This is a genomic window from Nocardia cerradoensis NBRC 101014 (assembly GCF_000308535.1).
GTDB classification, from domain to species: domain Bacteria; phylum Actinomycetota; class Actinomycetes; order Mycobacteriales; family Mycobacteriaceae; genus Nocardia; species Nocardia cerradoensis.
This window is the reverse complement of the sequence record NZ_BAFW01000370.1, coordinates 1-26,240: the sequence shown is the minus strand read 5'-3', so window position 1 is coordinate 26,240 and position 26,240 is coordinate 1. Positions and strand designations below refer to the sequence as shown.

General features: G+C 69.2%; 24 protein-coding genes. 11 read left to right on the top strand and 13 right to left on the bottom strand.

All coding sequences use genetic code 11. The annotated features are described in order from the left end of the window. Window positions 1-410: 410 nt before the first annotated feature. Window positions 411-1,694 carry a tyrosine--tRNA ligase gene (gene tyrS / locus ON23_RS31750; protein WP_039782886.1) on the bottom strand — a complete coding sequence of 428 codons (1,284 nt, stop codon included), beginning with the start codon at window positions 1,692-1,694 and terminating at the stop codon, window positions 411-413. Between the two features lie 191 nt (window positions 1,695-1,885). Here tyrS and ON23_RS31745 point away from each other — a divergent pair, with 191 nt between their 5' ends. Both ON23_RS31745 and ON23_RS31740 read left to right on the top strand, forming a co-directional pair. Then, window positions 1,886-2,857 carry an NAD(P)H-binding protein gene (locus ON23_RS31745; RefSeq protein WP_083904365.1) on the top strand — a complete coding sequence of 324 codons (972 nt, stop codon included), beginning with the start codon at window positions 1,886-1,888 and terminating at the stop codon, window positions 2,855-2,857. A 102-nt stretch (window positions 2,858-2,959) separates the two neighbouring features. Beyond that, window positions 2,960-3,928, top strand: coding sequence for an AraC family transcriptional regulator (locus tag ON23_RS31740; RefSeq protein ID WP_039782876.1), 969 nt, complete (start codon window positions 2,960-2,962; stop codon window positions 3,926-3,928). 221 nt (window positions 3,929-4,149) lie between these two features. On the opposite strand, the gene ON23_RS31735 is transcribed toward ON23_RS31740, so the two are convergent. After that, a complete protein-coding gene (locus ON23_RS31735; RefSeq protein WP_039782875.1) occupies window positions 4,150-4,551 on the bottom strand; it encodes a DoxX family protein in 402 nt (133 codons plus the stop codon). A gap of 81 nt (window positions 4,552-4,632) precedes the next feature. Next, window positions 4,633-5,301, bottom strand: a complete 669-nt coding sequence (locus ON23_RS31730; protein WP_039782874.1) for a FadR/GntR family transcriptional regulator — start codon at window positions 5,299-5,301, stop codon at window positions 4,633-4,635. A 214-nt stretch (window positions 5,302-5,515) separates the two neighbouring features. Between ON23_RS31730 and ON23_RS31725 the strand changes: the two genes are divergently transcribed. Further along, window positions 5,516-7,213, top strand: coding sequence for a 2-isopropylmalate synthase (locus ON23_RS31725; RefSeq protein WP_039782873.1), 1,698 nt, complete (start codon window positions 5,516-5,518; stop codon window positions 7,211-7,213). A 4-nt stretch (window positions 7,214-7,217) separates the two neighbouring features. On the opposite strand, the gene ON23_RS31720 is transcribed toward ON23_RS31725, so the two are convergent. The 4 genes from ON23_RS31720 to ON23_RS31705 form a co-directional block, all read right to left on the bottom strand. Then, window positions 7,218-7,841 carry a DNA-3-methyladenine glycosylase gene (locus tag ON23_RS31720; protein ID WP_039782872.1) on the bottom strand — a complete coding sequence of 208 codons (624 nt, stop codon included), beginning with the start codon at window positions 7,839-7,841 and terminating at the stop codon, window positions 7,218-7,220. Between the two features lie 68 nt (window positions 7,842-7,909). After that, complete coding sequence (locus ON23_RS31715; RefSeq protein ID WP_223273530.1) at window positions 7,910-8,224, bottom strand: DUF3761 domain-containing protein; 315 nt, start codon at window positions 8,222-8,224, stop codon at window positions 7,910-7,912. A 95-nt stretch (window positions 8,225-8,319) separates the two neighbouring features. Further along, a complete protein-coding gene (gene sigJ / locus ON23_RS31710) occupies window positions 8,320-9,258 on the bottom strand; it encodes an RNA polymerase sigma factor SigJ (protein ID WP_083904363.1) in 939 nt (312 codons plus the stop codon). A gap of 45 nt (window positions 9,259-9,303) precedes the next feature. Further along, window positions 9,304-10,539, bottom strand: a complete 1,236-nt coding sequence (locus ON23_RS31705; protein ID WP_051043624.1) for an NAD(P)/FAD-dependent oxidoreductase — start codon at window positions 10,537-10,539, stop codon at window positions 9,304-9,306. Between the two features lie 167 nt (window positions 10,540-10,706). Between ON23_RS31705 and ON23_RS31700 the strand changes: the two genes are divergently transcribed. Next, entirely contained in the window at window positions 10,707-11,435 is a 729-nt protein-coding gene (locus tag ON23_RS31700) for a DsbA family oxidoreductase (protein WP_039782871.1), read from the top strand. Between the two features lie 49 nt (window positions 11,436-11,484). Here ON23_RS31700 and ON23_RS31695 read toward each other — a convergent pair whose 3' ends face one another. The 6 genes from ON23_RS31695 to ON23_RS36330 are packed head-to-tail and all read right to left on the bottom strand — an operon-like array spanning window position 11,485 to window position 17,832. After that, a complete protein-coding gene (locus tag ON23_RS31695; protein ID WP_039782870.1) occupies window positions 11,485-13,698 on the bottom strand; it encodes an MMPL family transporter in 2,214 nt (737 codons plus the stop codon). 23 nt (window positions 13,699-13,721) lie between these two features. Continuing rightward, window positions 13,722-14,414 (bottom strand): O-methyltransferase, encoded by a 693-nt coding sequence (locus ON23_RS31690; protein WP_051043623.1) that lies wholly within the window; start codon window positions 14,412-14,414, stop codon window positions 13,722-13,724. Then, a complete protein-coding gene (locus ON23_RS36335) occupies window positions 14,411-15,199 on the bottom strand; it encodes an NADPH-dependent FMN reductase (RefSeq protein WP_051043622.1) in 789 nt (262 codons plus the stop codon). The genes ON23_RS31690 and ON23_RS36335 overlap by 4 nt, the downstream gene beginning before the upstream one ends. A 9-nt stretch (window positions 15,200-15,208) precedes the next feature. Continuing rightward, complete coding sequence (locus tag ON23_RS31680) at window positions 15,209-15,736, bottom strand: cupin domain-containing protein (RefSeq protein ID WP_039782879.1); 528 nt, start codon at window positions 15,734-15,736, stop codon at window positions 15,209-15,211. Beyond that, window positions 15,736-16,791 carry a type III polyketide synthase gene (locus tag ON23_RS31675; protein WP_039782869.1) on the bottom strand — a complete coding sequence of 352 codons (1,056 nt, stop codon included), beginning with the start codon at window positions 16,789-16,791 and terminating at the stop codon, window positions 15,736-15,738. The genes ON23_RS31680 and ON23_RS31675 overlap by 1 nt, the downstream gene beginning before the upstream one ends. Window positions 16,792-16,830: 39 nt before the next feature. After that, entirely contained in the window at window positions 16,831-17,832 is a 1,002-nt protein-coding gene (locus tag ON23_RS36330; RefSeq protein ID WP_083904362.1) for a UbiA family prenyltransferase, read from the bottom strand. Between the two features lie 348 nt (window positions 17,833-18,180). Here ON23_RS36330 and ON23_RS31665 point away from each other — a divergent pair, with 348 nt between their 5' ends. The 7 genes from ON23_RS31665 to ON23_RS31635 all read left to right on the top strand — a co-directional run. Further along, window positions 18,181-19,368, top strand: a complete 1,188-nt coding sequence (locus ON23_RS31665; RefSeq protein WP_039782868.1) for an acyl-CoA dehydrogenase family protein — start codon at window positions 18,181-18,183, stop codon at window positions 19,366-19,368. Next, entirely contained in the window at window positions 19,365-20,516 is a 1,152-nt protein-coding gene (locus ON23_RS31660; RefSeq protein WP_039782867.1) for an SDR family oxidoreductase, read from the top strand. The genes ON23_RS31665 and ON23_RS31660 overlap by 4 nt, the downstream gene beginning before the upstream one ends. Further along, window positions 20,513-21,511: an NAD-dependent epimerase/dehydratase family protein gene (locus tag ON23_RS36325; protein ID WP_051043620.1), complete on the top strand. Its 999-nt coding sequence runs from the start codon at window positions 20,513-20,515 to the stop codon at window positions 21,509-21,511. Before ON23_RS31660 ends, ON23_RS36325 begins: the two co-directional genes overlap by 4 nt. Next, complete coding sequence (locus ON23_RS31650) at window positions 21,508-22,980, top strand: PEP-utilizing enzyme (protein WP_039782866.1); 1,473 nt, start codon at window positions 21,508-21,510, stop codon at window positions 22,978-22,980. The genes ON23_RS36325 and ON23_RS31650 overlap by 4 nt, the downstream gene beginning before the upstream one ends. Further along, window positions 22,970-23,281, top strand: coding sequence for an acyl carrier protein (locus ON23_RS36320; protein WP_157163521.1), 312 nt, complete (start codon window positions 22,970-22,972; stop codon window positions 23,279-23,281). The genes ON23_RS31650 and ON23_RS36320 overlap by 11 nt, the downstream gene beginning before the upstream one ends. Then, window positions 23,278-24,999, top strand: a complete 1,722-nt coding sequence (locus ON23_RS31640) for an AMP-binding protein (RefSeq protein ID WP_039782865.1) — start codon at window positions 23,278-23,280, stop codon at window positions 24,997-24,999. Before ON23_RS36320 ends, ON23_RS31640 begins: the two co-directional genes overlap by 4 nt. After that, on the top strand, window positions 24,980-26,240 hold a 1,261-nt coding region (locus ON23_RS31635), incomplete at its 3' end, for a PEP/pyruvate-binding domain-containing protein (protein WP_039782864.1). The genes ON23_RS31640 and ON23_RS31635, both read left to right, overlap by 20 nt.

The window sequence follows — 26,240 nt, the reverse complement described above, 5'->3', positions numbered from 1 at the left end:
AAAAATGTCCGTCACCCTCACGGGGGGAGGATAAACGGAACCAAAATAAATATTTGGCACTGACATTCATCGACACACTATTGAGTTCTCAAAGAACAGGCGCACAAACAGTCCGGCCGGTTAACCGACCTTCTTGAGAGGCAACTTTTCCAGCCTAACCACCGAAGCTCGCGAAGTCAACTCACGATCTCTGGGTCCTACTGGCCGTCAGGCGCTCCTCGTCCTACCTCGTTGTCCCGGGCCTCTCGGCTCCGGGTCGGTGTCCGTGTCGCTCTGACCTGGAATAAGTTACGTGGCGGAGAACGGAACGTCAAATCGCCACGTCGGCTCGCATTTGCGCAGGTCACCGCGCCCCGATCGAGCGGGCGGCCGACCTGAATCACACGGATGTGACTCAGGTCATGGCCAGATCAGCTCCCGGCTCGGCGCGCGCCGGCGAAGTTCTTCTTGCCGCGCCGCAGCACCAACCAGCGTCCGTGCAGGTAGTCGGTATCGGTGGGCACCCATTCCGGATCGGAGATGCGGGCGTTGTTCACCGAGGCCCCACCGTCGGCCACCGCGCGACGAGCCGCGCCGCGACTGTCGGACAGTCCGGAGGCGACCAGCAGATCCACGATCGTCGATTCGGGACCGGCCTCCGCGACGGTGCCGTCACCGGCGGCTTCGGCCAGTGCGGAACCGAGGGTCGCTTCGTCCAGGTCGTGCAGATCACCGCGGCCGAACAGCGCTTGGCTGGCCAGCTGCACCGCGCGGGTGTGCGCCTCCCCGTGCACGAGGGTGGTCATCTCGGCGGCGAGGCGGCGCTGCGCCTCGCGGGCATGCGGACGCTCGGTGGTCGCGGTCTCGAGTTCGGCCAGTTCCTCGCGGTCGAGGAAGGTGAACCAGCGCAGGTAGCGGATGACGTCGGCGTCGCCGGTGTTCACGAAGTACTGGTACCAGGCGTACGGGCTGGTCATCTCGGGGTCGAGCCAGAGGCTGCCGCCGCCGGTCGACTTGCCGAATTTCTTGCCGTCGGCGGAGGTGACCAGCGGGGTGGTGAGGGCGTGGACCTGTTCGCCGTCGAGGCGGCGGTTGAGTTCGACGCCGGCGATGATGTTGCCCCACTGATCAGAGCCGCCGACCTGCAGCCGGCAGCCGTGGGCGCGGCGCAACTGCACGAAGTCGTTGGCCTGCAACAGCATGTAGCTGAATTCGGTGTAGGAGATGCCGTCGCTGTCGAGGCGGCGCTTGACCGTCTCGCGCGCGAGCATCACGTTCACAGAGAAGTGCTTGCCAATATCGCGGAGGAAGTCGACGGCGCTGAGGTTGCCCGTCCAGTCCATATTGTTGGCGATGATCGCGCCGGTCGGCGATTCGTCGAAGTCGACGAAGCGTTGCAGCTGGCCGCGGATCCGGTCGGCCCATTCGGCGACGGTATCGGTCGAGTTCATCACCCGTTCCCCCACGTCGCGGGGGTCACCGATCAGGCCGGTGGCGCCGCCGGCCAGGACGATCGGGCGATGTCCGGCCTGCTGGAACCGCTTGAGCGTGAGCAGGGGGACGAGGTGACCGGCATGCAGACTCGCCGCCGTGGGGTCGAAACCCGCATACAGCGTGATCGGGCCCTTCGCCGTGTCGGCCCGCAGGGCGTCCAGGTCCGTGGACTGTGCGATCAGTCCACGCCAGGTCAGTTCGTCGATGATGTCGGCGCTCACGCCCTCCCATTCTTCCGCACCGGGCGCGATCGGCTGCGCTGGGTCGGCCATGTCCGGATGGGCGTGCTGTCCGGTGGCGAACGCGCCGGCGGTCGACGAGCCTCGGCGGGAACACCCGGCGTGGACGCGCGCGTATGTGCGCGAGCGTCCGGACCATGGCCGGTGGGCCTCGCTCAGGATGTACTTGACCCATGACCGAAAACACCCTCAGCCAGAACGAAACCCTCGGCACCACAACAGTTTTCGCGACCGCCGATTCCGATGACCCGGCCGCGGCCACTACCGCCTCCCTGGGCCTCGACCGCACCGATGTGGGCCCTGTCGTCGTCTTGGGCGGCACCGGGAAGACCGGCCGGCGGGTCGTGGCACGACTGGCGGAGCGCGGGATCGAGGCGCGGCCGGCCTCCCGCTCGACGGCGATCCCCTTCGACTGGGCCGACCGGACGACCTGGGACGCCGCCCTACACGGCGCCCGATCCGTCTACCTCGCGTACCAGCCGGATCTCGCCGCCCCGGGCGCCGACGAGGCGGTGCGCGCCTTGACCGCGGCGGCGCGCCGGGCCGGGGTGCGGCGACTGGTTCTGCTGTCCGGCCGGGGCGAGCCCGAAGCGCAGCGGTGCGAGGAGATCGCCCTGCGCAGCGGCCCGGCCACGACCGTCGTGCGGTGCAGCTGGTTCGCGCAGAACTTCAGCGAGGATTTTCTGGCCGAGGAGATCGCGGCGGGACAGGTGACACTGCCGGCCGACGCGGTGGCCGAGCCGTTCGTCGACGCCGAGGACATCGCCGATGTCGCCGTCGCCGCACTCACCGAGGACGGGCATGCCGGTGAGGTCTACGAGCTGACCGGGCCGCAGGCGCTGACCTTCGCCGAGGCCGTGGCCACGATCGCCGCCGCCACCGGCCGCGAGATCGGGTATCAACCGGTGAGCCTGGAGGAATACGCCGCCGCGATGTCGGAGATGGGATTGCCGCGCGAGGTCGTCGACTCGCTGACCTATCTGTTCGGCACCGTTCTCGACGGTCGCAATGCGGCCGTCACCGACGGGGTAGAGCGCGCGCTGGGGCGGCCGCCGCGATCGTTCGCCGACTATGCCCGCCGGACAGCGGCCGAGGGCGGTTGGCCGGTAGCAGACGGCGAACCGTCCGATGCGCCGCGCGGGTGATCGGCCGTGCCGGTGATCGTGCGCGATTTCCCGGGGCGCCGCCGCCCCACCGGTGCTGGGAACCCGGTTGCCGCGCTCGCCGCCATACGCGATCGTCGTGGGATGGATGCCCTCGCCGACCTGCTCGACGGCCCGCGCGCTCGCGGCGCGTTCGTGATGCGCTCGCTGCTGGACCCGCCGTGGTCGCTGCGGATCCAGGACCGGGCGCCGCTCACGGTGGTGGTGGTGACCCGCGGATACGCCTATCTGGTGCCCGACGGTGACGATCCGATCCGGCTCGACGAGGGCGCGGTCGCGATTCTGCGTGGTCCCGACCCGTACACGGTGGCCGACGCGCCCTCGACCCCGCCGCAGGCGATCGTGCATCCCGGGCAGACCACGACCACTCCGAACGGTGAATTGCTCTGTGAGACATGGGATCTCGGGGTGCGCAGCTGGGGGACGAATGCGGCCGGAACGACCGCGCTGCTGACCGGAACCTACGAGGTGGCCGGCACGGTGAGCGACCGCCTGTTGCGCGCCCTGCCGCCGCGGGCCGTACTCGACGGTCACGAGGTGGACGAACGTCTGCTCGGACTGTTGGTCGACGAGTCCGGCCGCGACGTTCCCGGGCAGGCATCGGTTCTCGACCGGCTGCTGGATCTGCTGACCATCGCCGCCCTGCGCACCTGGTTCGCACGGGCCGAGGCGCCGCAGTGGTACAGCGCCTACGCCGATCCCGTGGTGGGACAGGCGTTGCGGCTGCTCGAGCACAACCCCGCCCACGATTGGACGGTCGCCGAACTGGCGGCGACCGTCGGTGCGTCCCGGGCAGCGCTGGCCCGGCGGTTCACCGAACTCGTGGGTGATCCGCCGATCGCCTACCTCACCGAATGGCGGCTGGCGCGGGCGGCGGACCTGCTGCGCGGCACCGATGCGACCATCGAATCGATCGCGCGGCAGGTCGGTTACGGGACGGCGTTCAGTCTGAGTGCCGCGTTCAAACGGCGTTACGGAGTCAGCCCGGGTATGCATCGGCGCACCGAACCCCTTACGGCAGAAGCGGAACCCGACGCCGGTGCGGGCGGCTGACCTACACCCCGAAAGTCGTTGCGCCGCAACCCGGGAAGTCCGCACCGGGGAACGACGAGCCGGTGGCCGATTCCCGGGAGGTCCCTCGACCGAGACAGGCCGGGCGATAAGCTCAGCAGGACCGCGCCGGTACAGACCTTCGGGCGCGGTCCGCTCGACCGACATGTCGATGGGCCCGCGCCGGGTGTCTCCCGGAGCGGGCCCATCGGGCGGTCGCGACTTCAGTGTGCGGGGCGGCGTTCGTAGGCGATCCAGGCGAAGACCGCCATCAGGACCAGCGGGAAGATCGCGCCCGCCGGGGCGTCCATGACGAAGGCCTGGGTGGCGGCGGCGCAGACCATGGTGATCGACAGTCCGGCGGCGGCGAGCCAGGACAGGCGCGGCACCAGCAGTCCGATTCCGCCCGAAATCTCCACCAGGCCGGTGAAATAGCGGAACCAGTCGCCCCAGCCGATGTCGTGGAAGATGCGGACGGCATCGGATTGCCCGACCACCTTCGGCAGTCCCGAGGCGATGACGAAGAATAGGCCCAGCACGATCTGCAGGGTCCACAGCACGCGGTTGCGGATCCTGCCGGGACGGGTGGTGGTCACGGACGGGGCGGAGGCGGTGATGGCGGTCATGATCGATGTCCTTCCGGATGCTCGGTGTCTGTTCGAGCGCGCTCACCACAGAAGACGGGGCACCCCGGAGGAATTCATCGGTCAGGAAAAGGCGGATTTCAAGGCGCTCAGATGCACCCGGCTGGCCGTGGCCGCGGTGTCGGCCGATCGATCGCGGATCGCGGCGAACAACACCTCGTGGGCATGATGGTCCGCGGCGGGATCTGCCATCGGCCGCATCCGCAGCATTTCCGTCATCGCGCGGTGCACGCGTGGGACGAAGGCGTCGAACAACTGCAACAGCACCTCGTTGTGCGCCGCCGCGATCACGGTGCGATGAAAGGCGGTATCGGCGTCGACGAGATGTTCGACCGAATCGTCGGATCCGGCGCGCACCGACAGCGCCTTACGCATGATCCGCAGGTCGGCAGGCGTGCGTCGCTGTGCGGCCAGCGCCGCGGCCTCGGCCTCGATGGCGATGCGGGCCTCGATCACGGCGGCGATATCGGCCCGGCGCAGCACCTCGTCCCAGTCCTCGGCCACGTCCAGGGCGGTGACGAAAACGCCTGCCCCCTGGCGGCTTTCGAGCACGCCCTGACCGGACAGTTCCCGGATCGCCTCGCGCAGCGTGGAGCGTCCCACGTTCAGTTGGGCCGCGAGGGTCGTCTCCCCCGGCAGTTTGTGTCCGAGTTGCCATTCACCCGCGCGGATCCGGTCGAGCAGGAGCTGGGCGGCCTGGGCCGCGAGCGGTTGCCTCTGCACGGTCGCCATCGGCCCTCACCTCTCTACTTGTCTGAGGAGTTGTCACTAGCTATGGTAGCCGACATGGGACAGGGACTGCTTCTCCTCGGCCGCCGCGGCGGGGTCTGAACGACCGGCACCCTGCCCGCGGGTTGCTGGGCTGCGCCGGTCGACATCTCCGACGCAGAAAGCCGATACCGTGCCCGACCACACTCCCCGCTGGAATCGCCAGCGCCCCTCCGTCATGCCGTCGCATCGCTATCACGATGTGTACCACCGGGTTTCGGTGCCACTGACCGAGCGCGGCTGGCCCTCGAAACGCCTCGAATCCGCCCCGTTGTGGGTGCCGGTCGACCTGCGCGACGGCAATCAGGCCCTCGCCGAACCGATGGATCCGGAGCGCAAGCGCCGATTCTTCGAGATGCTGGTCGCGATCGGCTACAAGGAGATCGAGGTGGGATATCCGAGCGCCTCGCAGACCGATTTCGACTTCGTCCGCCTGATCCGCGACGCCGGGCCGGCGCCCGCGGACGTCACCCTGGTCGTCTTCACCCCGGCGCGTGCCGATCTCATCGCGCGGACCCTGGAATCGGTGGAGGGGATCACCAACGACGTGGTGGTCCACATGTACACCGCGACCGCGCCGCTGTGGCGCGAGGTCGTGCTCGGGCGGTCCCGGGCCGATGTGGCGGAGATGATCGTCGCGGGTGGACGCGAGATCGCGCGACTGGCCGGTGACCGGCCGAATCTGCGATTCCAGTTCTCGCCCGAAGTTTTCATGCTCACCGAACCGGATTTCGTGCTGGAGGTGTGCGATGCGATGACCGATCTGTGGGACGCGTGCCCCGAGCGCCCCGTCGTGCTGAATCTGCCGGCGACGGTGGAGGTGGCCACGCCCAATGTCTACGCCGACCAGATCGAATACATGGACCGTAATCTGAGCCGCCGCGACGGGGTGATCCTGTCGGTTCATCCGCACAACGACCGTGGTACCGGCATCGCCTGCGCGGAACTGGCGATGCTGGCCGGAGCTCAGCGCGTGGAGGGCTGTGTCTTCGGCAACGGTGAGCGCACCGGCAACGTCGACATCGCGACGCTCGCCTTGAATCTGCATGCGCAAGGTGTGGATCCGATGATCGACTTCTCCGACATCGACGGGATCCGCCGCACCGTCGAGTACTGCACCCGGATGCCGATTCCGGAGCGACACCCCTACGTCGGCGATCTGGTCTATACCGCGTTCTCCGGAACACACCAGGACGCGATCAAGAAGGGATTCGCCGACCATCGCCGCCGGGCCGAACTCGCCGGGGTGCCGGAATCCGAGATCGAGTGGCAGGTGCCGTATCTGCCCATCGATCCGGCGGATGTGGGACGCAGCTACGAGGCGGTGATCCGGGTGAATTCACAGTCCGGCAAGGGCGGTATCGCCTATCTGCTGCAGACCGGATACGGATTGGAGCTGCCGCGACGGCTGCAGATCGACTTCGCCCGGCATGTGCAGCGCCATACCGACGACACCGGCGCCGAGGTGAGTGCGCGGTGGTTGTGGGATCTGCTGCAACAGGTCTACGGCCCCGACGGCGACGGTATCGACTGTGCCGCGGGCCGGATTCACTGGCGATACAGCGACTCCGGCGACGTCGTGATCACCGCGCCGGAGGCAGGCGTCGACGCCGAGACGACCTCGACGCCTGCCGATGCCGCGAACGAGCTCACGAAAATAGTTGCCGCTCACGGCATCTCGATCGAGTCGCTGCAGTCGACCCACCACCGGCCGGCTGCCGGCGCGGGTGCGGAATTCGTGGTCTACGGCGAGTTCCGGATCGGCGGTGAAACCCGATGGACGCTCGGCGTCGCGGATACCGTCGCGGCGGCCGAACTGGCGGCGACGGTCGCGGCCGCGCAGCGCGCACGAATCTCGGCCGATGTGACGAGCTGAGCGCTCAGGCCGACCGCCCGACCTCGGGGGCGCGCGGACTGCGGCGGTAGACCGAGACCGCCGGGGAGTCGCGCAACCACAGTCGCCACGGGCGGTCGGCTGCCAGGCTCACGCCGACCCGGGGGCCCACCCCGATCGCGGCGGAGTCGGTGATCTCGGGTCCCAACTCCAATCGGATCGGCGCCGCCGGGTCGAACAGCGCGGTGCCGTAGTCGGAGAGGGTGATTCCGAGGGCACTGCCGAAGTTCCCGGGCCCGCGCGCCAGATCGGCTTCGGTGCGGGCCGCGCGACGCCGGGAGCGCGCGACCTCGTGGCCCTCGATCACCTCACCGGCCCGCAACAGCACGGCACTGGCCACACCGTCGGGGCCGCTGGTGACGTTCACGCAGGTGTGCATGCCGTAACTGAAGTAGACGTAGAGCATGCCGGGCGGGCCGAACATGACGGCATTGCGCGGGGTGCGGCCGCGTCCGGAATGGGCGGCCGGGTCGTGCCAGGGGCCGGCCGGGTCACCGCCGTACGCCTCGACCTCCACGATGCGGACGGCGACCGGGCCGGACCGCATCGTCGCGCCCAGCAGGCGGCGGGCGGCGGCCAGCGGTTCCACGGCGAGTTCCTCGGCAGACACGGGTTCTCATTCTTACTCGAGCACCCGTGGTGACCGGCGCCACGCCCACCGCGGACCGTCCGGCTCGGTCAGAGCCAGCGCTCGACACCGCCGTGATGGGAGCAGGTGCCGTTGCGGTGGCGGCTGTAGCTGTAGGTGCCGTCGCCGCACTGTGCGGTCGCGCCGTCGGGATCCGAGCCGGGACGCGGGACGCAGGCGTGGTCGACGTTCTCGTAATCGCCTGCGGGGCAGGAGACGAAGGCCGGGGCGGCGGTCGCGGTGGTGGCGGGGGCGAAGACGGCGGCGAAGCCGACACCGGCGGCGAGCAGCCAGCCGGTCAGGGTGGTTCGACGGGCCGGAATCCTGACGCCGGATCGACGGGTGCGGCTCGCTACGCTGTGCACTTGTGAAACTCCTACCATTCTGATCTCGGCCGGAACTGTCCCGGCGGATCACAAAAATAGCGCATCCCGTAGCCGCACAGGACATTTCGGTCGAATCAGAGGTATCGGATCTCCTGCGGCGGGCGCAGGCCGGCGAGTTTGTCGGGATTCACCTGGAAACGCAGATTCTGCACGCGGCCGTCGAGGATGTCGAAGGTGAGTGCGCCGACCGGGAATCCGCCGATCTCGCCGACCACGCTCAGTTCGCCGTTCAGCACCGCGGCCCGCATCCGGATACCGGTCAGGATGGGTTTGGCCAGGACGCCGAGCAGCCAGCGGGCGACGTGATCGGGCCCGTGCAGCGGGCGCCGGGCCGCGGTGACCTTGCCGCCACCGTCGTTCCAGAGGGTGACGTCGGGAGCGAGCAGCTGCATCAGCGCGTTGACGTCGCCCCCGTTGGCGGCCGCCAGGAACTGCTCGGTGATCTCCTGCCGCGCAACGGGGTCGGTGTCGTAACGCGGCCGGCGCGCCTGCACGTGATTGCGGGCGCGATGCGAGATCTGCCGGACGGTCGGCTCGGGCCGATCGAGGAAGCCGGCGATCTCGGCGGGCGAGAAGCCGAAGACGTCGCGCAACACGAACACCGCACGTTCGACCGGGCCCAGCGTCTCCAGCACGACCAGCATGGCCGTGGACACCGTGTCGACGATCTCGACGCGCTCGGTGGCATCGGGTTCGCTGAGCAGCGGTTCGGGCAGCCACGGGCCGACATAGGTTTCACGCACCGCGCGGGCGCTGGTCAGCCGGTTCAGCGACAGGTTCGTCACCGTCCGCACCAGATACGCCTTGGGGTGGCGGACCCGGTCCCGGTCGGCCTCGTGCCATTTCAACCAGGCGTCCTGCAGCACATCCTCGGCGTCGGCCACACTGCCGAGCAGTTGATACGCGGTGGCGAACAACAGCCGGCGATGCGTGTCGAACGCATCGCCGGGGTCCGCCGGCGGGTCCGCGGGCCGGGCGGTCACCGCACCGGCGTCCTCGGCTTCACCGTCCATGCGCTCATCCTCTCCCGGTCGGTCGAGCACCCGCAATATCGCACCTCAGGCCGCGACGCGGCCGGCCGTGCGCGTCGCGCGTCCACCGCGCGAGAGGGTGACCGAGACATTCGCGCGCCGGCTCAGCCGGAACGTCGGGACCGGGCTGCTGCTGACGAATTCCTTGTACCGCACCGCGGCGCGGCCCGTCAGATATCCGCGCCGAGGGCTGTCGTCGGCGTGGGTGAATCCGATGACGGCGTCGCGGCGGCCGAGGCTGACCGGCTGGTGGAAGTAGCCGAATCGGAACGGCCGCACCGGCTTTCCGCGCAGGCGCCGCGCGATGGTGTCGGCGGCGTAGGCCGCGGTCGGCATCCCGCTCTGGCAGGTGCCGTGCATGCGGCCCCACGGCTGGGTGATCGCGGCGGCGTCGCCGATCGCGTAGATGTCCGGATGCGACACCGACCGCAACGTCGCGTCGGTGACGATGGCCCCCGCCGCGTCCGTGGTGATGCCGGCCTCGGCGGCCAGGGCGGGCACGCGGACTCCGGCGGTCCACAGCGTGAGCCCGGCGGGCACCATCACGCCGCTGTCGAGGCGTACCGCGTCCGGCAGCACCTTGGACACGCGAGTTCCGCTGCGGCGCACGATGTTCAGGCGATCCATGGCACGCTCGACATAGGCTCGCGGGCGCTCCCCCAGCATGGCGGCGGGTTCTCCGGTGCTGATCAGGGTGACGGTGAGGCCGGGATGTGATTCGGCGATCTCGGTCGCGGCCTCGACGCCGGTGAGACCGCCACCGCACACCGCGACCGCTCCCCCGCTCGCCTCGAGTTCGGCGAGGCGCCGCGACATCCGATGCGCCGCGCGCGGATCGTCGAGGGTCCGGGCATGCTCGGCCGCGCCCGGCACGGTGGTGGTGTCGGCTCGGCTGCCGAGGGCGTAGACCAGGGTGTCGTAGCCGAGTTCGGCGCCGTCGTCGCAGATCACGCGGTGCGCGCCCGCGTCGATCGTGGTGGCGGCGGCGCGACGGAAGGTCACGCCGGTGCCGGCCAGCAGTTCCGGGATGCGGTGGTCGGCGAGCTCGGTACCGGCCGCGACCTGGTGCATGCGCAGCCGCTCGGTGAACCGCTCCGACGGATTGACGAGGGTGATGCGCACCGGCTGCTTGCGGGTGCGGCGCGCGAGCCGGATGGCCGCCAGCATTCCGGTGTAACCGGCGCCGAGCACGACGATGTCGTGCGGACGTCCGGCGTCCGGCGCACGCTGGGTCCCCGGGTTGCTGCGCTGGGTCTCGCTCATGGTCTTGTCCTTTCGCGGCGGGTCGACTGTGCGATTCGGGTATGGGACAAGTCGGCTGCCGCATTCGTGACACCGCCGACTGTGATGCCGATCACATCTCAGGGAACAGGCCGGGCAGGCGCTCGGTTGACATGTCAGGACTTTCCGAAGACGCGAATGAGGTGACCATGGCCGTACAGGTCGAGATCTGGACCGATATCAACTGCCCGTTCTGCTATCTGGGCAAGCGGCGCTTCGAGCAGGCGCTGGCCGGCTTCGAGCACCGTGATCAGGTGCGGGTCGTGCACCGGTCCTTCGAGCTGGACCCGACGCTGCCGGCCGGGCACAGCGGTCCGGTGGTCGCCCATATCGCCGAGAAGTACGGAATCAGCGAGGCCCAGGCCGCCGCCAACGAGCGCGGCATCGCCGCCCAGGCGCAGGCCGCCGGGCTGCCGTATCGCACCGAGGGACGCGACTTCGGCAACAGCTTCGATATGCACCGGCTGCTGCACTTCGCACTGGATCGGGGACGGCAGGACGAGGTGCTCGACGCGCTGTACGAGGGCAATTTCGCCGACGAGCGGCCGGTGTTCGGGGACCGGGAACGGTTGATCGAGCTGGCGGCGCGAGCGGGACTGGACCCGGTCGAGGTGCGCGCGACCCTCGACGATCCGCAGGCCTACGCCGACGCGGTGCGCGCCGACGAGAACACCGCCGCGCAACTCGGCGCGCGGGGCGTGCCCTTCTTCGTCTTCGACCGCACCTACGGCGTCTCCGGCGCTCGGCCGCCCGAGGTGTTCAGCCAGGCATTGGAGCGCGCGTGGGCCGATCACGCTCCCGCGCTGCAGGTCCTCGGCGACGGCGACGCCTGCGGTCCGGACGGTTGCGCCGTCCCCGCCGCGGACGACCGAGGCTGATCGCGGTCCCGCGACGCGGGGGCGCGATCTATCCCGAGACGGGTTCGTCCTATCCCGAGACGGGTTCCGGGTCGCGCAGCCCGACCCGGGCGTGCACCCGGCGCAGCAGCCGCGGCGCCCACCAGTTCCAGCGCCCGGTCAGGCGCATCAGCGACGGAACGAGCAGGCAGCGAACGACGGTCGCGTCGACGAGGACGGTCAGCGCCAGACCCAGTCCCAGCAACTGGATGAACGCGAGGCGGGAAAAAACCAGGGCGCCGAGGACTATCGCCATCAGCGCGGCCGCGGCGGTGACGATACGACCGGTCCGCGCCACACCGAGGGCCACCGACCGGGTGTTGTCACCGCAACGCAGCCACTCCTCACGGATCCGTGAGAGCAGGAAGATCTCGTAATCCATCGACATGCCGAACGCCAGGCAGAACATCATGATCGGGACGTTGGCCACCAGATAGCCGGTCGGCGTGAAACCGAGCACGCCGGCCAGATGCCCGTCCTGGAATATCCACACCATCGCCCCGAACGCGGCGGTGAGCGACAGCACGTTCATCAGCAGCGCCTTCACCGGCAGGACCACGCTTCCGGTGAACAGGAACAGCACCGAGAACATCGCGACCACGATCCACACCGCGGCGACGGGCAGGCGGGCAGCGATCGATTCGAGCGCGTCCCGGTTCTCGGCCGCGGCGCCCCCGAACAGCGGTGGCGCCGGGGCCGCGATCGCGCGCAGCCGGTCGAGCTGCCGGGCACCGGCCACCGAATACGGGTCCAGATCGGTGCCGACGAGGAGTACCTCTCCGGCGGTGCCACTCATCCCCGGCGGCGCCGACGCCACCCGGGCTCCGCCGACGTAGGTACCGGAGCCGGAGAGAACCGCCGAGACGTCGGGCACCCGCGACAGTTCGGCGGCGTAGGGGCCGGGGTCGCCGTGCTGGCCGGGCAGGACGACGGTGACCGAATCGGTGGGATTGCGCGCGAACTCCGAACGCAGGATGTCGCCGACCGTCCTGCTGTCGGCCACCCCGGCGCGAATCGCCCGATCGTCGGGAGTGCCGAACTTGATCGCGAGAAATGGTGCGCCCAGCAGCAGCAGGAGCGCGGTGACCACCACCGCGACGGGCAGCGCGCGGCGCATCACGCCGGTGACCATGCGATACCAGACACCGTCCGCCGGCGGGACCGTCCGTCGCGGCGGCAGCCGGAGCAGACGCCGCAGCGGCGCCCGCAGATCGAGGGCGTTCACCCGGTCCCCGAGCAGCACCAGGCACGCCGGCAGGACGAGCACCGACGCGAGCGCGGCCACCGCGACCACGACCAGTCCGCTGTAGGCGAACGAGCGCAGGAAGAACATCGGGAACACCAGCAGCGCCGACAGCGAAAGGATCACCACCAGAGCCGAATACAGCACCGCGCGACCGGCGGTGCAGACCGCGCGGATCACCGCCTCCTCCCGGTCCGCCCCGCGGTCGAGTTCCTCCCGGTAGCGCGAGACGACGAACAGGCTGTAGTCGATGGCGAGTGCCAGGCTCAACGCCGTGGTCGTATTCAGCGCGAACACCGACACATCGGTGAACTCGGTCAGCAGCCGGAGCACGGCCAGGGTGGTGACGATCGACACCAGCCCGATGACCACCGGCAGCAATGCCGCGATCACACTCCCGAAGACGAGGACCAGCACGATCGCCGATATCGGGATGGCGACGGCCTCGGCCGAGGCCAGGTCTCGCACGCTGACGGCGCTCAGGTCGCGCAGGGTCGCCGCGTAACCGCCGAGGTGAATCGTCACCCCCGCCGGTGCCGGCAGCGCGCGGGCGATCTCGTCGGCGGCCTTCTGCTGGGCCGTGTCGTCTCCGGCGATGCGGGCCACGACCAGCGCGGTCCGGCCGTCGGAACTGCGCAGTGCCGCACGCAGATCCGGCGGTGCGGTCCAATACGACTGCACCGTCGTGATGTCGGGCCGTCGCTGCAACCACGCGGTCACGTCCACGCCCGCCTGCCGGGCCGGTGGGCTCTCGACACCGCTGTCGGCGCCGATGGTCAGGACGAGATTCGGTGCCACGCCGCCGAATTCGGCATCCACCAGGTGGCTCACCCGCGTCGACTCCGCGTCCGGCGGGGCGAAGCCACCGGCCTCGAGCCGGTCGACGACCGAACTGCCGGCCGCGGCGGCGATCAGCACCACCAGCAGCGCGACGCCGAGGATCACCTTGGGGTGGAACGCGGCAGCTCGCGCGACGCGCTCGAGTACGGAGGTCTTCTTCATCGTTCCTCTCCGGTGGCCGGCCGCTACCGCACCCGCACGATCACATCGATTCCGTCGTCGAGGGGCAGGGTTGTCCGTAGATAGGTCTGCGAGCGTTCCGCTACGTAGCGGTGGAAGTCGTCGAGCAGGTCGGCATGTCTGGAGACATTGTCCGAGACGATGATCGAACCCAGCGTCAATTTCGGCTCCATCGCTCGAAATACGGGCAGATGCAGGGGCAGCCACCCGTCGAGCAGCAGCAGTCCGACGGGGCCGGGCACGGTCGGCAACGTCTCGAGCGCATCGCCGACCAGCACCCGCACCCGATCGCCCACACCCGCCTCGGCGAGATTCGCGGTGGCGACCGCGGCCTTGTGCGCACTCAGTTCGGTGCCGATCACCCGCGCGCCGGTGCGTCGTGCGGCGGCGGCCAGATAAAGCGTCGACATGCCGTGCGAGGTGCCGTATTCGACGATCGTGGCGGCGCCGGAGCCCAGCGCCAGCTGAAACAGCAAGCGGCCCACCGACCGGGCGACCGGCAGCATCGCCGCCTCACCCGTCGCGGTCATCACCCGCAGCGTCTCGGCATCCGGTGTCGCGCCGAGTTCGCGCAATCGCACCGACACCGCGCCGATCACCTCCCCGTCGGCGCGGGCCGCCACTTCCAGTCGCTCGACGACACCACGCACCCGGTCGTCGAGGAAGTCGAGACCGCTGTCGGTTCCGATGTCGATCATGATTCTCCACTTCGATGTCCGTTGCTCGAAAGGACCGGGCCGCTTGCCATTTCGGCGCTGATCCATTCCTGCGCCTCGTGTGCGGAGATGCCGGCGTTGCGCAGCCGCTCCGCGACCACGCCGGGCGGCGCGCCCCGGCTCAGCGCCTCGCGCACCATCGGGGCGAAGCGCGCCCGTTCGACGACGGCCCGGTGGGCCGCGACGAATTCGGCGCCGGCGCGCGCGGTCCCCGCGCCGAGAACGTTGCCGAACTGTTCGAGCGCCAGCGCGACCAGCGCTCGCACGGCGGGATCCGTGATGTCCACCGACCCGTCGGCACCGGGTCGCAGCAGGCTCGGCGCCGAGGCCAGCACGATTTCCGGTTGGTACAGCACGGTGTTGCCCAGATACGACAGCACCCGGTTCAGGTCGGCCAGTCCGCGCGCGCCGTTGCCGCGCGACAGCGTCACCACCACGGACACGATCACCTTCCCGCGCAGGGCGCCGCCGCCGTGCGGGCGGGACAGCCAGTCGAGGGCGTTCTTCAGCACACCCGGAACGGACTGGTTGTATTCCGGGGAGGCGACGATCACCCCGTCGGACGCGGCCACCGCGGCGCGCAACGCCCGCACGCCCGGCGGCGGCGCCGCGGTGTCGATGTCCTCGTTGTACAGCGGCACCTCGCCGAGCCCGTCGAACACCTGGTAGCGGCATGCGAACGGCAGCAGGTGCGGCACCGCCTCGAGGAACATCCGGTTGTAGGACTGCCGCCGCAGCGAGCCGGCGAGTCCGAGCACGCTCGTCATCGCGGCGGCTCACTCACCCGGCGGCTGGTAGCGCAACTCGCTGATCTGCTCGATGTCGTATTTCCGGCGCAGCGCCGCCACGGCGGCCGGGTCCACCGCGGCGCCGGTGCGGAAGATCTCGATGAGTCCTTCGAAATAGTGTTCGTGGTCCGGTGGTGGCGAGGCCTGGAAGAACATCTTCGCCGGCGCGTCGGAGGCGTTGCGGAACGCGTGCGGGCATCCGGGCGGCACGAACACCACGCTGCCGGGCCCGGCCGTGATGACGGTGCGGCCCTCCTCTGAGCGCCACTGCGACCAATGTCCTTCCCACGAAACCGGTTCGAACGCAAGGAATTCCAGCTCGCCCGCGACGAGGTAGAACAGTTCCTCGGAATGGTGATGCAGATGCGCCCCGACGTCGAAGCCCGGTGGGACCAGCACCTCGAAACTGGAGGCGGCGGTGGAGTGCTCGCCGGTGACCTTGAAAACCACTTCGTGTGCGGCGCTGACGAGTCGTTTGCCCTCGCCCGGCGCTACGTAGAGTCCGTGAATCGACATCAGCTGTACCACTCTCCCAGTGAGATCTCGGCGGTGATTCCCGGACCGAACCCGGCGATGATGCCGCGTCCGATCTTCGGATTGTCGGTGTCTTCGAAGAGTCGCCGGGTCGCGTCGAGCACCACGGCGCTGGCGATATTGCCGTGCCGGGTCAGCGTCTCGCGGCTGTAGCGGAACTGGTTCGGCGCCACATCGAGGAATTTCGACAGGTCGTCGAGGATGCGCGGTCCGCCGGCATGGATGATGTAGAACTCGAGGACCCCGGCGTCCCAGCCCTCCTGTTCGGAGACCGCGCGCAGCACCGGCGCCAGTGGTTCCATCGTTCCCGGGACCCGCTTGTCCAGCTGGAAGTGGAAGCCGGTCGCCCGGACCGCATACGAGATCCAGTCGATGGTGCCGGGAATGAGGTAGGACGCGTTGCGCCGCAACTCGATTCCGGCTCTGCCCGCGGCGGCCGCATCGGAGACCACCACGGCCGCGACGGCGTCGCCGAACAGGCCGTTGGACAGCAGGGTGCCGACGGAGACGTCACTGGGCTGATAGCACAGCGAGCAGAACTCGCACGACACCACGAGGACGTTCGCGCCGGGATGGGCCCGGCAGTAGTCCAGGGCGCGGGCGATCGCGGCACCGCCTGCGGCACAACCGAGTTGAGCGATCGGAAGCTGTGCCGTGGAGTACCGGAAGCCGAGTTCGTTGATCATCCACGCGGTCAGCGACGGCATCATGAAGCCGGTGCACGAGACGTAGATGATGGCGTCGATATCCGCCGCGGCCTTGCCGGCGTTGGCCAGCGCCTCGCCGACGACCACCGGCACGTAGCGTTTCGCCTCCACCTCGTGCAGTTGATTGCGTTCCTCGAAACCGGGGTGCCGCAACGCACGATCCAAGGGCTGCACGATATTGCGGGTCTCGACGCCGGTGTTGCGGATCAACCGCAATGCCAGCTCCAGGTCGGCGTGGTCCGCGTGCAGCCGGCGCGCGACGTCCAAGGTCTGTTCGAGGGTGACCACCTCGTCCGGGAAGGCCACCGCGGGTTTGTACAGGATCGCCATTCGCCGATCTCCTAACTCGTGATTCGATGCGGCCGGCGCCTAGCGGGCCGCGAAGGCGAAGGCGGCGACGACGACTGTCGTCCACCCGACCAGAAGGGTGTGCAGCGGAGCGAGTTTCGAGGAGGCGCGCAGCACGGCCACTCCCTCGTCGACCGGCTTCCCGCGCACCGCCCGCGCGGTACGGGCCATGAACCGCACCGCGAACAGGCAGGCCGCCAGATACGGCACCAGCCCCCAGACCGGGCCGGCCAGTACCACGATCGACGCGGTGACGACGATCGCTCCGAGCGTCAGCATCGCCACCCCGAGCCCGACCGCGCGGGTCAGTCCGAGCGTCCGGACGTAGGTCATCACCGAATACAGTTCGTCCTCGGGGAAGTCCTCGGCGTGGCTGATGACGATGATGCCGATATTGGTGAGGCTGAAGCCGCAGATCGCGGCGATCGCCGCCCACGACAGCGGCCCCTCGAACGCGCGCAGCACGAACAACCCCGGCAGGACGAAGTACACGGCGTGCAGCACCGGCAGCTGCCAGATGCCGCGGCCGTTGAGGTGCAGCGGCGGCAGCGAGTAGCCCATGCCCAGCACCGCCCACAGACCGCCGATGAGCAGCAGATCCAGATGTCCGGTGCGGTAGGTCAGCCAGCCCTCCGCGACTCCCACGATCACCATGGCGATCACGATCTGGCGGATCACCCGGCCGACCCCCAGGCCGTAGACGGCCCGCGACAGCCTGGTCTTGTAGATCGCGTCCATCCGGCGGTCGGCGAGGCAGTTGGCCATATTGCCGATCTGGATGGACACCACCACGACAATGGTCGCGAGCAGCATGTCGAGTGACAGCAATTCGCGCATCGTCCGAGCCATGAGCAGGGCCGGCACCAAAGGTACCGTCACCGTCAACGGCAGAAATTCCACGCGTCGAATAATGAGGCTGTAACGCAGCCAGGACTGCACCGAGAGTTTCTCGGGCGGTGCCGAACCATCGGCGGTGAATATCTCCGTCCATTGCGCAGCGAGGCTGACTCGATTATCCGTCATTGTGCATTTCTCCCCTATAGCAAGATATTGTCAGGCGGTCGCGAGCCTCGGATAGTTCACCCAAAACCCCTGTTGGACAGGGTATTTAGAGACAAGCTACAGGAGGGGCGGCGGCGACGAGGCCGACTCGTTGCGCACGACGGTGGCGCTCGGACAAGATTGGCACAGCGCTCTCGCAAAAGTCAACGGATCCAATTGTTGACGGTTTCGAGGGAAATGTGTCACGCTGACTTCGCACTGTTCATGTGTGAATTCGACTCCCCATCCGCCGATACCGGAAAGGCTGCGCAGCCGCGGCCTCGAGGTGTGGGAAAAATTCGGCATTCGATCCGGAGGGAACGGATATCAATGACCCTCGAAACAGCACTACCCACGGCCGGCGACCTGGGCCGGATCGTGCAGGACGCCCTGGACTCGGTGCAGGCCGACCCCGCCCTCGTCCGGTTTCCGCGCCAGCTGCTGGAATCCCTCGGCAAGGCCGGGGTACTGCGCAGCCGGTGGTCGGCGGACGCGGCACCCGGCACCGACGCCGGCGACGTGGTCTTCGGCGTGCGCCTGGGCGCGGAGTTGTCGAGCCGGGCGCCGGCGGGAGTCGCCATCGGCGTATCCCTGCACACCGAAACCGTGCTCTCGCTGCTGCACCGCTTCGGTCACTCGGATTACCTTGTGGCACTGCGGGAACAGGCGTTGGACGGTACCGCCGTCGGCTGCATCGCCGCCAGCGAACCCACGGGCGGCAGCGACCTCTCGGCCGTCACGTGCCTGGCGACCCCGACCGAGCACGGCTGGTCGGTCACCGGTCGCAAGAAGTTCGTATCCCTGGGCGCGGTCGCGGATTTCGCCGTCGTGCTGTGCCGGATCGCGGCGGCCGACGGCCGGCCCACCGATCGCCACGCGACGATCGTGGTGCCGATGACCGCGGCCCGGATCCTTCGCGAGCACGACAAACTGGGCACACACGCCCTCGATACCGTGGCCGTCGAGTTCGACGGCGCCGAGGTGGATCGGCAGGCGACGCTGGGCCGGGCCGGGCTGGGCGTGCTCAATCTGAACTACGGACTGTCCTTCGAGCGGCTGGCGATCGCGGCCCAGGTCGCCGGCGGATGCGCGACGGCGATCAGTCTGGCGGTCGAACATGCCGGGCGCCGTACGCAATTCGGTAAACGGCTGCGCGAGCACCAGTACATCGCCTTCCGGCTGGCCGAGTTGTCGGCCGAGGTCGAGGTGCTGTCGGGCGCGGTCGACACGATCGCCCGCGACCTCATGGCCGGACCGCTCGACCGCGCGCTGATCAGCAGGATCGCCGCGGTCAAACTGTGCGCGGCGCGGGCCGGTGAACGCTTGATCAGCGAAGCGATGCAGGTGTTCGGCGGCCCGGGCTACCTCCCGCGGGAAACGCCGTTCGGCCAGTTCTGGAACGACATCCGTGTGGCACGCATCGGCGCGGGAACCGACGAAATGATGCTGGCGATCATCACCGACTCCCTGCACGGCAATCCCGACCTCTACGACCGGCTGGTGAGCATCTCCTCATGACCCTCGCGACCTCCGACACCACACCCGCCCGCCGCCGCACCGCGCCGCGCCTGCTGATCGCCGGTATGACCGGACAGGTCGGGCGCGGCCTGGCCGAGGCACTGACCGACAACCCCGACCCGGCCGCCGCGACGGCCGTCGTGCGCCGCCGGACGCGGGCCGATCTGGACCGCGCCGCCGTGCCGCGGCACCAGGTGATCGGCGATGTGGCCGAAAACCTTTGGGGCCTGGACTGTTCGACGTTGCCCGAGGTCGATGTCGTGGTCGACCTCGCCGGCATCGTCGACTGGACGGCCGGGCAGGCGGCGCTGGACCGGATCAACTACCTCGGTGCGCTCAACGGTCTCGCGCTGGCCCGCGAGCTCAGCGATCGACTCGGCCGTATCGTTCCGTACCTGTACGTGAGCACCGCCTACGTGGCAGGCACCGCCTCCGGCAATATCGCCGAGGATCTGCACCCCGCGCATCCGGACCGCACGCCCTACGAGCTGAGCAAATGGTTCGCCGAACAGCATCTGATCCGCCGGGCCGCCGCCGACGGTCACCCGGTGCTGATCGCCCGCATCGGCGGCGTGATCGGCAGCTCCCGCACCCGATCGACCACGCGGTGGAGCTCGCTGTATCAACTCGTCACGCCGATGTCGTCGGGGCAGTTGCCGGTCCTGCCGGTGCGGCCGGAGGCCCGCGTGGACATCCTGCCGCGCGACGTGATCGGTGAGGGTCTGGTGCGGTTGCTCGACCACGGCGCCGCCACGGATTACGCGTCGTGGCGCGGCGGGGCGATCGTCCACCTGGTCGCCGGGGAAACCGCGCCGACGCTGGCGGCGCTGCTGACGGTGTTGCAGTCCAAGGACATCACCGGTCGCTACGACCCGCCGCGACTGCTGGTCGCTCCCGACCGCGCGCTGCGGCTGGCGGAGAACCTGGCGTTGAAGTACGCGCGCTGGAATCGGGAGATGGGCAATCGCCTGTTCGGGCTTCGGTATGTCGCCATCGATCGGATCTTCGAACGCACCCGGTTGCGGGCACTGACCGACGGCTGGGCGCCGACCTACTCGGTGGAGGACCTCATCGACGTGGCCTTCGATCTCGCCCCGCCCGTGGCCCCCGAGCCGCTGCCCGAACTCCCGTTGGGACGATTCGCATGAAAATACTCGTCGCCGGCGCCTCCGGCTATCTGGGAAGTACCGTCTCGAGACTGCTCGACGCCGACGGCCACGAGGTCGTCGCGCTGAGCCGCAGCGGCCGGACCCGCTACGGAACCGGCATCGCGGGCGATGTGAACTCGCCCGGATTCGGCTCGACCGACGAAGCCCTCGACGCCTTGACCGACGTCGACGCGGTGGTCTGCGGCTTCGGTTCGGTGGATATGGGTTCGGATCCGACGGGCGTGGTGAACCTGCACGTCAACGGCACGCGCAACGTCCTCGATCTGGCCGCGTCGATCGGGTCCGTCCGCCGCGTCGTGTACGTCTCGTCGATTCTCGCGCTGGGCCGCGCTACCGGTCCGATCACCAATCGCGATCTCAGTCGTGGTCAAACCTTCCGCAACTGGTACGAATACGCCAAATACCGCGGCGAGCTGATCGCGCGCCGCGAACGCCGGGTGCCGGTGACCGTGCTCCGGCTGGGCACCCTGCTCGGGCCTGCCCCCGCCGAACTGATCCCCCGCCGGGGTGGTCCGGTGTCGGTCCTGCCGCATCTGCTCAGCGGGCTCCCGGTCACGCTGAACGACTGCGGCCGGTATCCGGTCTACGCCGCCGATGTCGAGGTGGCCGCGCGAGTGGTGCGAGACATCACCGTCTGCGACGAACACCGCAGTGGCTGTACCTATTTCGATCCGGAGCGGCCCACACTGGCCGACGTCCTCGAGCGCCTGTGCCGTCCGTGGCAGGTGGTGCCGAAGATCGTCGACGCCACCGGGCCCGCGTGGACGCGCCGCCTGCTGACCCGCCGCTTCGGGCTGGAGGAGGACGTCGTCGACTACGCCCGGCCGCTGTTCGATTTCGATCCGGGCATCTTCGACACCCTCCCGACGCCGGACATCAGGTCGGCGACCGACTATATCGCCGAAACCGGTGTGGCACTGCGCAATTCGGGTCTCACGAGTCGCAGCATCGACGTCCTGGGAGCAGCACGATGAGCATTTCACACTGTCGTGTCGACACCTATCCCCATCCGGAGCTGCGGGTGTACTCGGCCGGGAATTTCGGGGAGATCGCACCGCAACGGCTGTCACCGATGTCCTGGTCGCTGGTCGGCAGGCCGATGGAGTGGGGCACCCGGCAGTTCGTCCGCGACATCCTCGGCCCGCAGCGCTGGGCCACCGGCTCGGACTACGTGTTCACCGGCTACTTCAATTGCCGTCCGTACCACAACCTCACGGCCTACTGCCGCATCGCCGACCAGGTGAATCTGCTGACCCCCGAGGACGTCACCGCCGCCTACTTCGAGGGCATCGATCCGCCCCGGCCCAGCTCCGGTCGCCGGCCGGGCCGCCTGCGCCGCAACGGCGCCACCGCGCGGATGCTGCGCGAGCTGGTCGAACTGCGGCCGCGCGTGATCGAGCTGGAACAGGCGGTGTTCGACTTCGAACGCGACGTCGACGCCGTCCTCGGCGACGAGGCCGTCTGGCGCCTGGGCGAACTGGCGACCCGCGGCGACGCACTGCTGGAGCGGGCCTGGCATCTGCACATCATCAGCACGTCGGGGGCGGTCGCGGCGGAGGTGTTGCAGCGCACCGTGGTCGGCCGGCTCGCGCGCGGCGGCAACCTGATCACCAACTGGCTCAAGGAACCCGCCGAATTGCCGTGGGGTCGCATCGGTCAGCTGGCGCCCCTCGCCGACGGGCCCGCATGCTTCGTCCAGCACCCGTTCTACGAGATCGCCGACACCGATCTGCCCTGGTCCGACTATGTGATCCCACCCATGAACCACGCCCCGGCCGCCACCCGGGACGAGTCCGATCTGTCGCCTCGGGAGGCGCTGATCGGTATGTCCGGAGCGGCGCGCGGCCGGGCCATCGACGCCTCGGTGCTGTTCCTCGGCGACGTGATGGCCCTGCGGGAGCACAGTAAATCGCTGGCGATGCGGTTGCTGCACGCCCACCGGCGGTTCGTGCCGGTGATCGCCGCCCATCGGGGTGTGGCCGCGGCGGACTGGCCGTACCTCGCGATGCGTGAACTGCGTGACGCCGTCCCGGACCGCACGGAGATAGCGCGGCGCCGCACCGCCTGTGAGGACGCCCTCGCGGTGGCGATGCCGGATTATCTGGACCTGTCGCCGGGCGCGGCCGCACACCATCAGCCGCACCGCACCCCGCACGGGGCCGCGGCGGGTGTCTGCGACGGGATCGCCATCGGGCTCGGGGACATGCCCACCGAACGGGGGGCGGTGCTGGCCTGTGAGAGCGCCGACGCCAACGTCATTCCGATCCTGCCGTTCGTCGGCGCGGTGGTGACCGCCCGCGGCAGTCAGTACTCACACATCGCGATCATCTGCCGGGAACTCGGGATTCCGGCCGTGGTGTCGCATCCGCTGGCCACCGAAATCAAACCGGGACAGCGGGTGTACGTGAACGGAGATACGGGAGAGGTGCGAATTGTCCACTGATAACCAGACTTTCGATCCGGTGGCCGATCCGGAGGCGGTGCTGACGGTCCTCGAGGACAAGATCGCGGTCGGCCGGCCCCGGCTGGACCTGCGGCTGACCGATTCGGTCCGCGACGACATCGACCTCGACTCGCTGTCGCTGATGGAGGCGCTGACCCGAGTCGAGGAGGAGTACGGCATCGAACTCATCGACCACGAGGACATCTACGGCGTCGAGACCGTCGGCGACCTGGTCGCACTGATCCAGCGCACCTATCACGATCGGTACCCGAACGACCCCGCGTCCCGGGAGGCGCGGTGAGATCACTCGTCGACTGGATCACCGAACGCGACAACGACGGCACGGTCCGCTTCTACACCGGCCACCAGTGGGAGAGCCTGGGCTACGACTCGATGGCCACCGAGGCGCTGAACGTGGCCGGTGCGCTGCGCGAACGCGGTATCGGGCGCGGCGACCGGGTGGCGCTGGTCCTGCCGACCTGCCCCGAATTTCCCCGATACTTCTTCGGCGTCATGGCGATCGGAGCGATACCCACCGTCGTCGCCCCGATCGGGCTGCCCGAGGGTGGCCAGGCCGGGCACCTGTCGCGGCTGCGGGCACTGGCCCCGGCGGCCGTGGTCGCCGGGGCGGAGACCCTCGCCGGTCTTGCCGAGGCCGGACCGGACCGTCCCCGCCATCTGATCGACGCCGACGAGCCGATACCGGCGGCCGACAGGGTCGCGCTGTGCCCGGCGACCGACGACGAGACCGCGATCATCCAGTTCACCTCGGGTTCGAGCAGTCTGCCGCGGGCCGTCCGGATCAGCGCACGCGCCGCCATCGCGCACGTGGAAATGCTGAAATCGGTTTTCCACGACAGCACGGGGCAGTCCACCCAGACCTTCGGGTCCTGGCTGCCGTTGCATCACGACATGGGGCTGATCGGCACCTTCCTGTCACCGATCCTCTACGCCCAGGACGCGTGGCTGATGCGCCCGGAGCATTTCGTCCGGCGCCCGCTGACCTGGCTGGAACTGTTCGGCCGACACGGGGCGAACCATTCGGCCATACCGAATTTCGCGATCGAACGCATCGTGCGGCTGGTGGGGGCCACGGCCCTGGCCGGCATGGACTTCTCCGAGTGGCGATCGTTGATCGTGGGCTCGGATCGCATCAATTTCGCCGCGCTGCGCAGCTTCTACGAGCTGCTGGCGCCGTTCGGACTGCCCGCCCGGACCGTCAAACCGGGATACGGGATGGCGGAGACCACCCTCGCGGTATCGGTCTGCCCGCTGCCGGACGTGCCGACCGCGCTGGACATCGATCACCGGACCCTGTCCGATCAGGCTCAGGTCGAGGTGCTCGGGCAGCGGGACCTGCTCGACACCGAGCCGGTGCCCGACGGCGCGACCTGCATCGTGTCGTGCGGGCGGGCCCTGCCGGGTGCGCACATCGAGGTCGTCGACTCCGATCGCGTCGTGCTGCCCGACGGTCAGGTCGGCGAGATCACCGTGGCCTCACCGGCATTGTTCAGCGGCTATCTCGACGAGGACGACACCGTCCCCGTGGTGCATTACACCGGCGATCTGGGCTTTCGTTATCAGGACGAGGTCTACGTGCTGGGCCGGATGGGCAACGCGATCAAGGTGAACGGCACGTTCATCACCGCCGAGGACGTCGAACTCGCTCTCGCCGAACGACTTCGGGTCCATCACGACAAGATCACCGTGGTGCTGCGTGATCTCGAGATGGCGGGTAAGCCCTCGAGCCTGGTGGTCTTCCAGCAGCGGGTGCCGACCGAGGCCGTCGAGACGACGCTGTCGGTGTTGCGGCGGTCGGGGCTCGACGCGGCCACCGCGGCCCTGGTCACCATGGCGCCCTTGGCGATTCCGAGGACCACGAGCGGAAAACCGCGGCGCGTCGAGCTGTGGAACGATCTGGCGACCGGAATCAGCGCCGCCCGCCAGCTGTTCGTCGGCGCCGCCTCACCCCTGCTGCGCCTCACCCTGGGAGCCGGTCATGAGCCACCCGGGCATTGAGCGTTTCGAGACCCCGCAGATCTCGCGAGCCCTGTTCGGCGGCAAAGGATTCTTCCTCACCAAGCTGGCCGAGATGAATTATCCGGTACCACCTTTCCGGATCCTGCCCGGTGAACGCCTGCGGCAGACCGGCGGCACGCTCGACGAGATCGCCCAGCTGGTCCGGGAATTGCGGAGGGAAGCGGCCGCGACCATGGCGGCCGACCGCGCCACCGTGGCCTTCGCCGTGCGGTCGAGCGCGCCGGTGAGTATGCCCGGCATGATGGACACCCTGCTGTGTGTCGGCCTGACGCCGGAGAACGTGCCGGCGCTGACCGAGCGGCTCGGCGGACAGCAAACCGCCTGGCGCGCAGTCGTTTCCGGGGCCCGTGCGCTGTGCGTGCACGTCGCGGGCGTGCCGGAGGCCGACCTGCCCACCGGGCCGCCCGAGCGGGTTCATTCCGAACTGATCGACAGCTACGAACAACGGACCGGGGCGCGATTCCCGGTCGAGCCCGCGGCGCAGGTGAAGGCGGCCGTGGATGCGGTGGCCGCCTCGTGGAACAACCGCCGGGCGCGGGAATACCGTGCCGCACACGGTATTTCGGAAGCAGACCGGCCGTCCGTGGTCGTGCAGGCGATGGCGTACGGGACCGCGGCCACCGCCAGCGGCAGCGGCGTCGTCTTCAGTCACGATCCCCTCACGGGGATGCGCGGACTGCACGGCGAATATCTGCCGGCGGCGACGGGGGAATCCCTGGTCGGCGGCACCGCGACACCGGCGAACATCGCGGTGCTCGCCGATACCGCGCCCGCCGCCTACGGTGAGCTCGCCGCCACGGTGGACGAACTGTTCGGCTGGCTGACGCTGATCGTCGAGGTCGAATTCGTCGTCGAATCCGGGAAACTGTGGCTGCTGCAGGTGCGCCCGGCGGTGGCCGCCGAACGAGTCCACAACACGGTCACCGTCGACGCGTGGCGCGCCGGGCTGCTGGATCGCCCGGCCGCCCTGCGACGGCTGCGGCCGACGGCGCTGTTCGACCGTGCGTCCCCGCATGCCGCCGCCGGTCACGCGCCGTTGCTCGCCAGCGGAATCGCCGCGTCGACCGGTGTGGCGTCGGGCCGGCTGGTCCGCGACACCGCGGCCGTGCTCGCCGCCGCCGGTGCCCCGACGGTGCTGCTGCGGCCGTCCACCGAGCCCGAGGACTTCGCGGGCATGTTGCACGCGACCGCCGTGGTGACCCAGGAAGGCGGATCCGGTT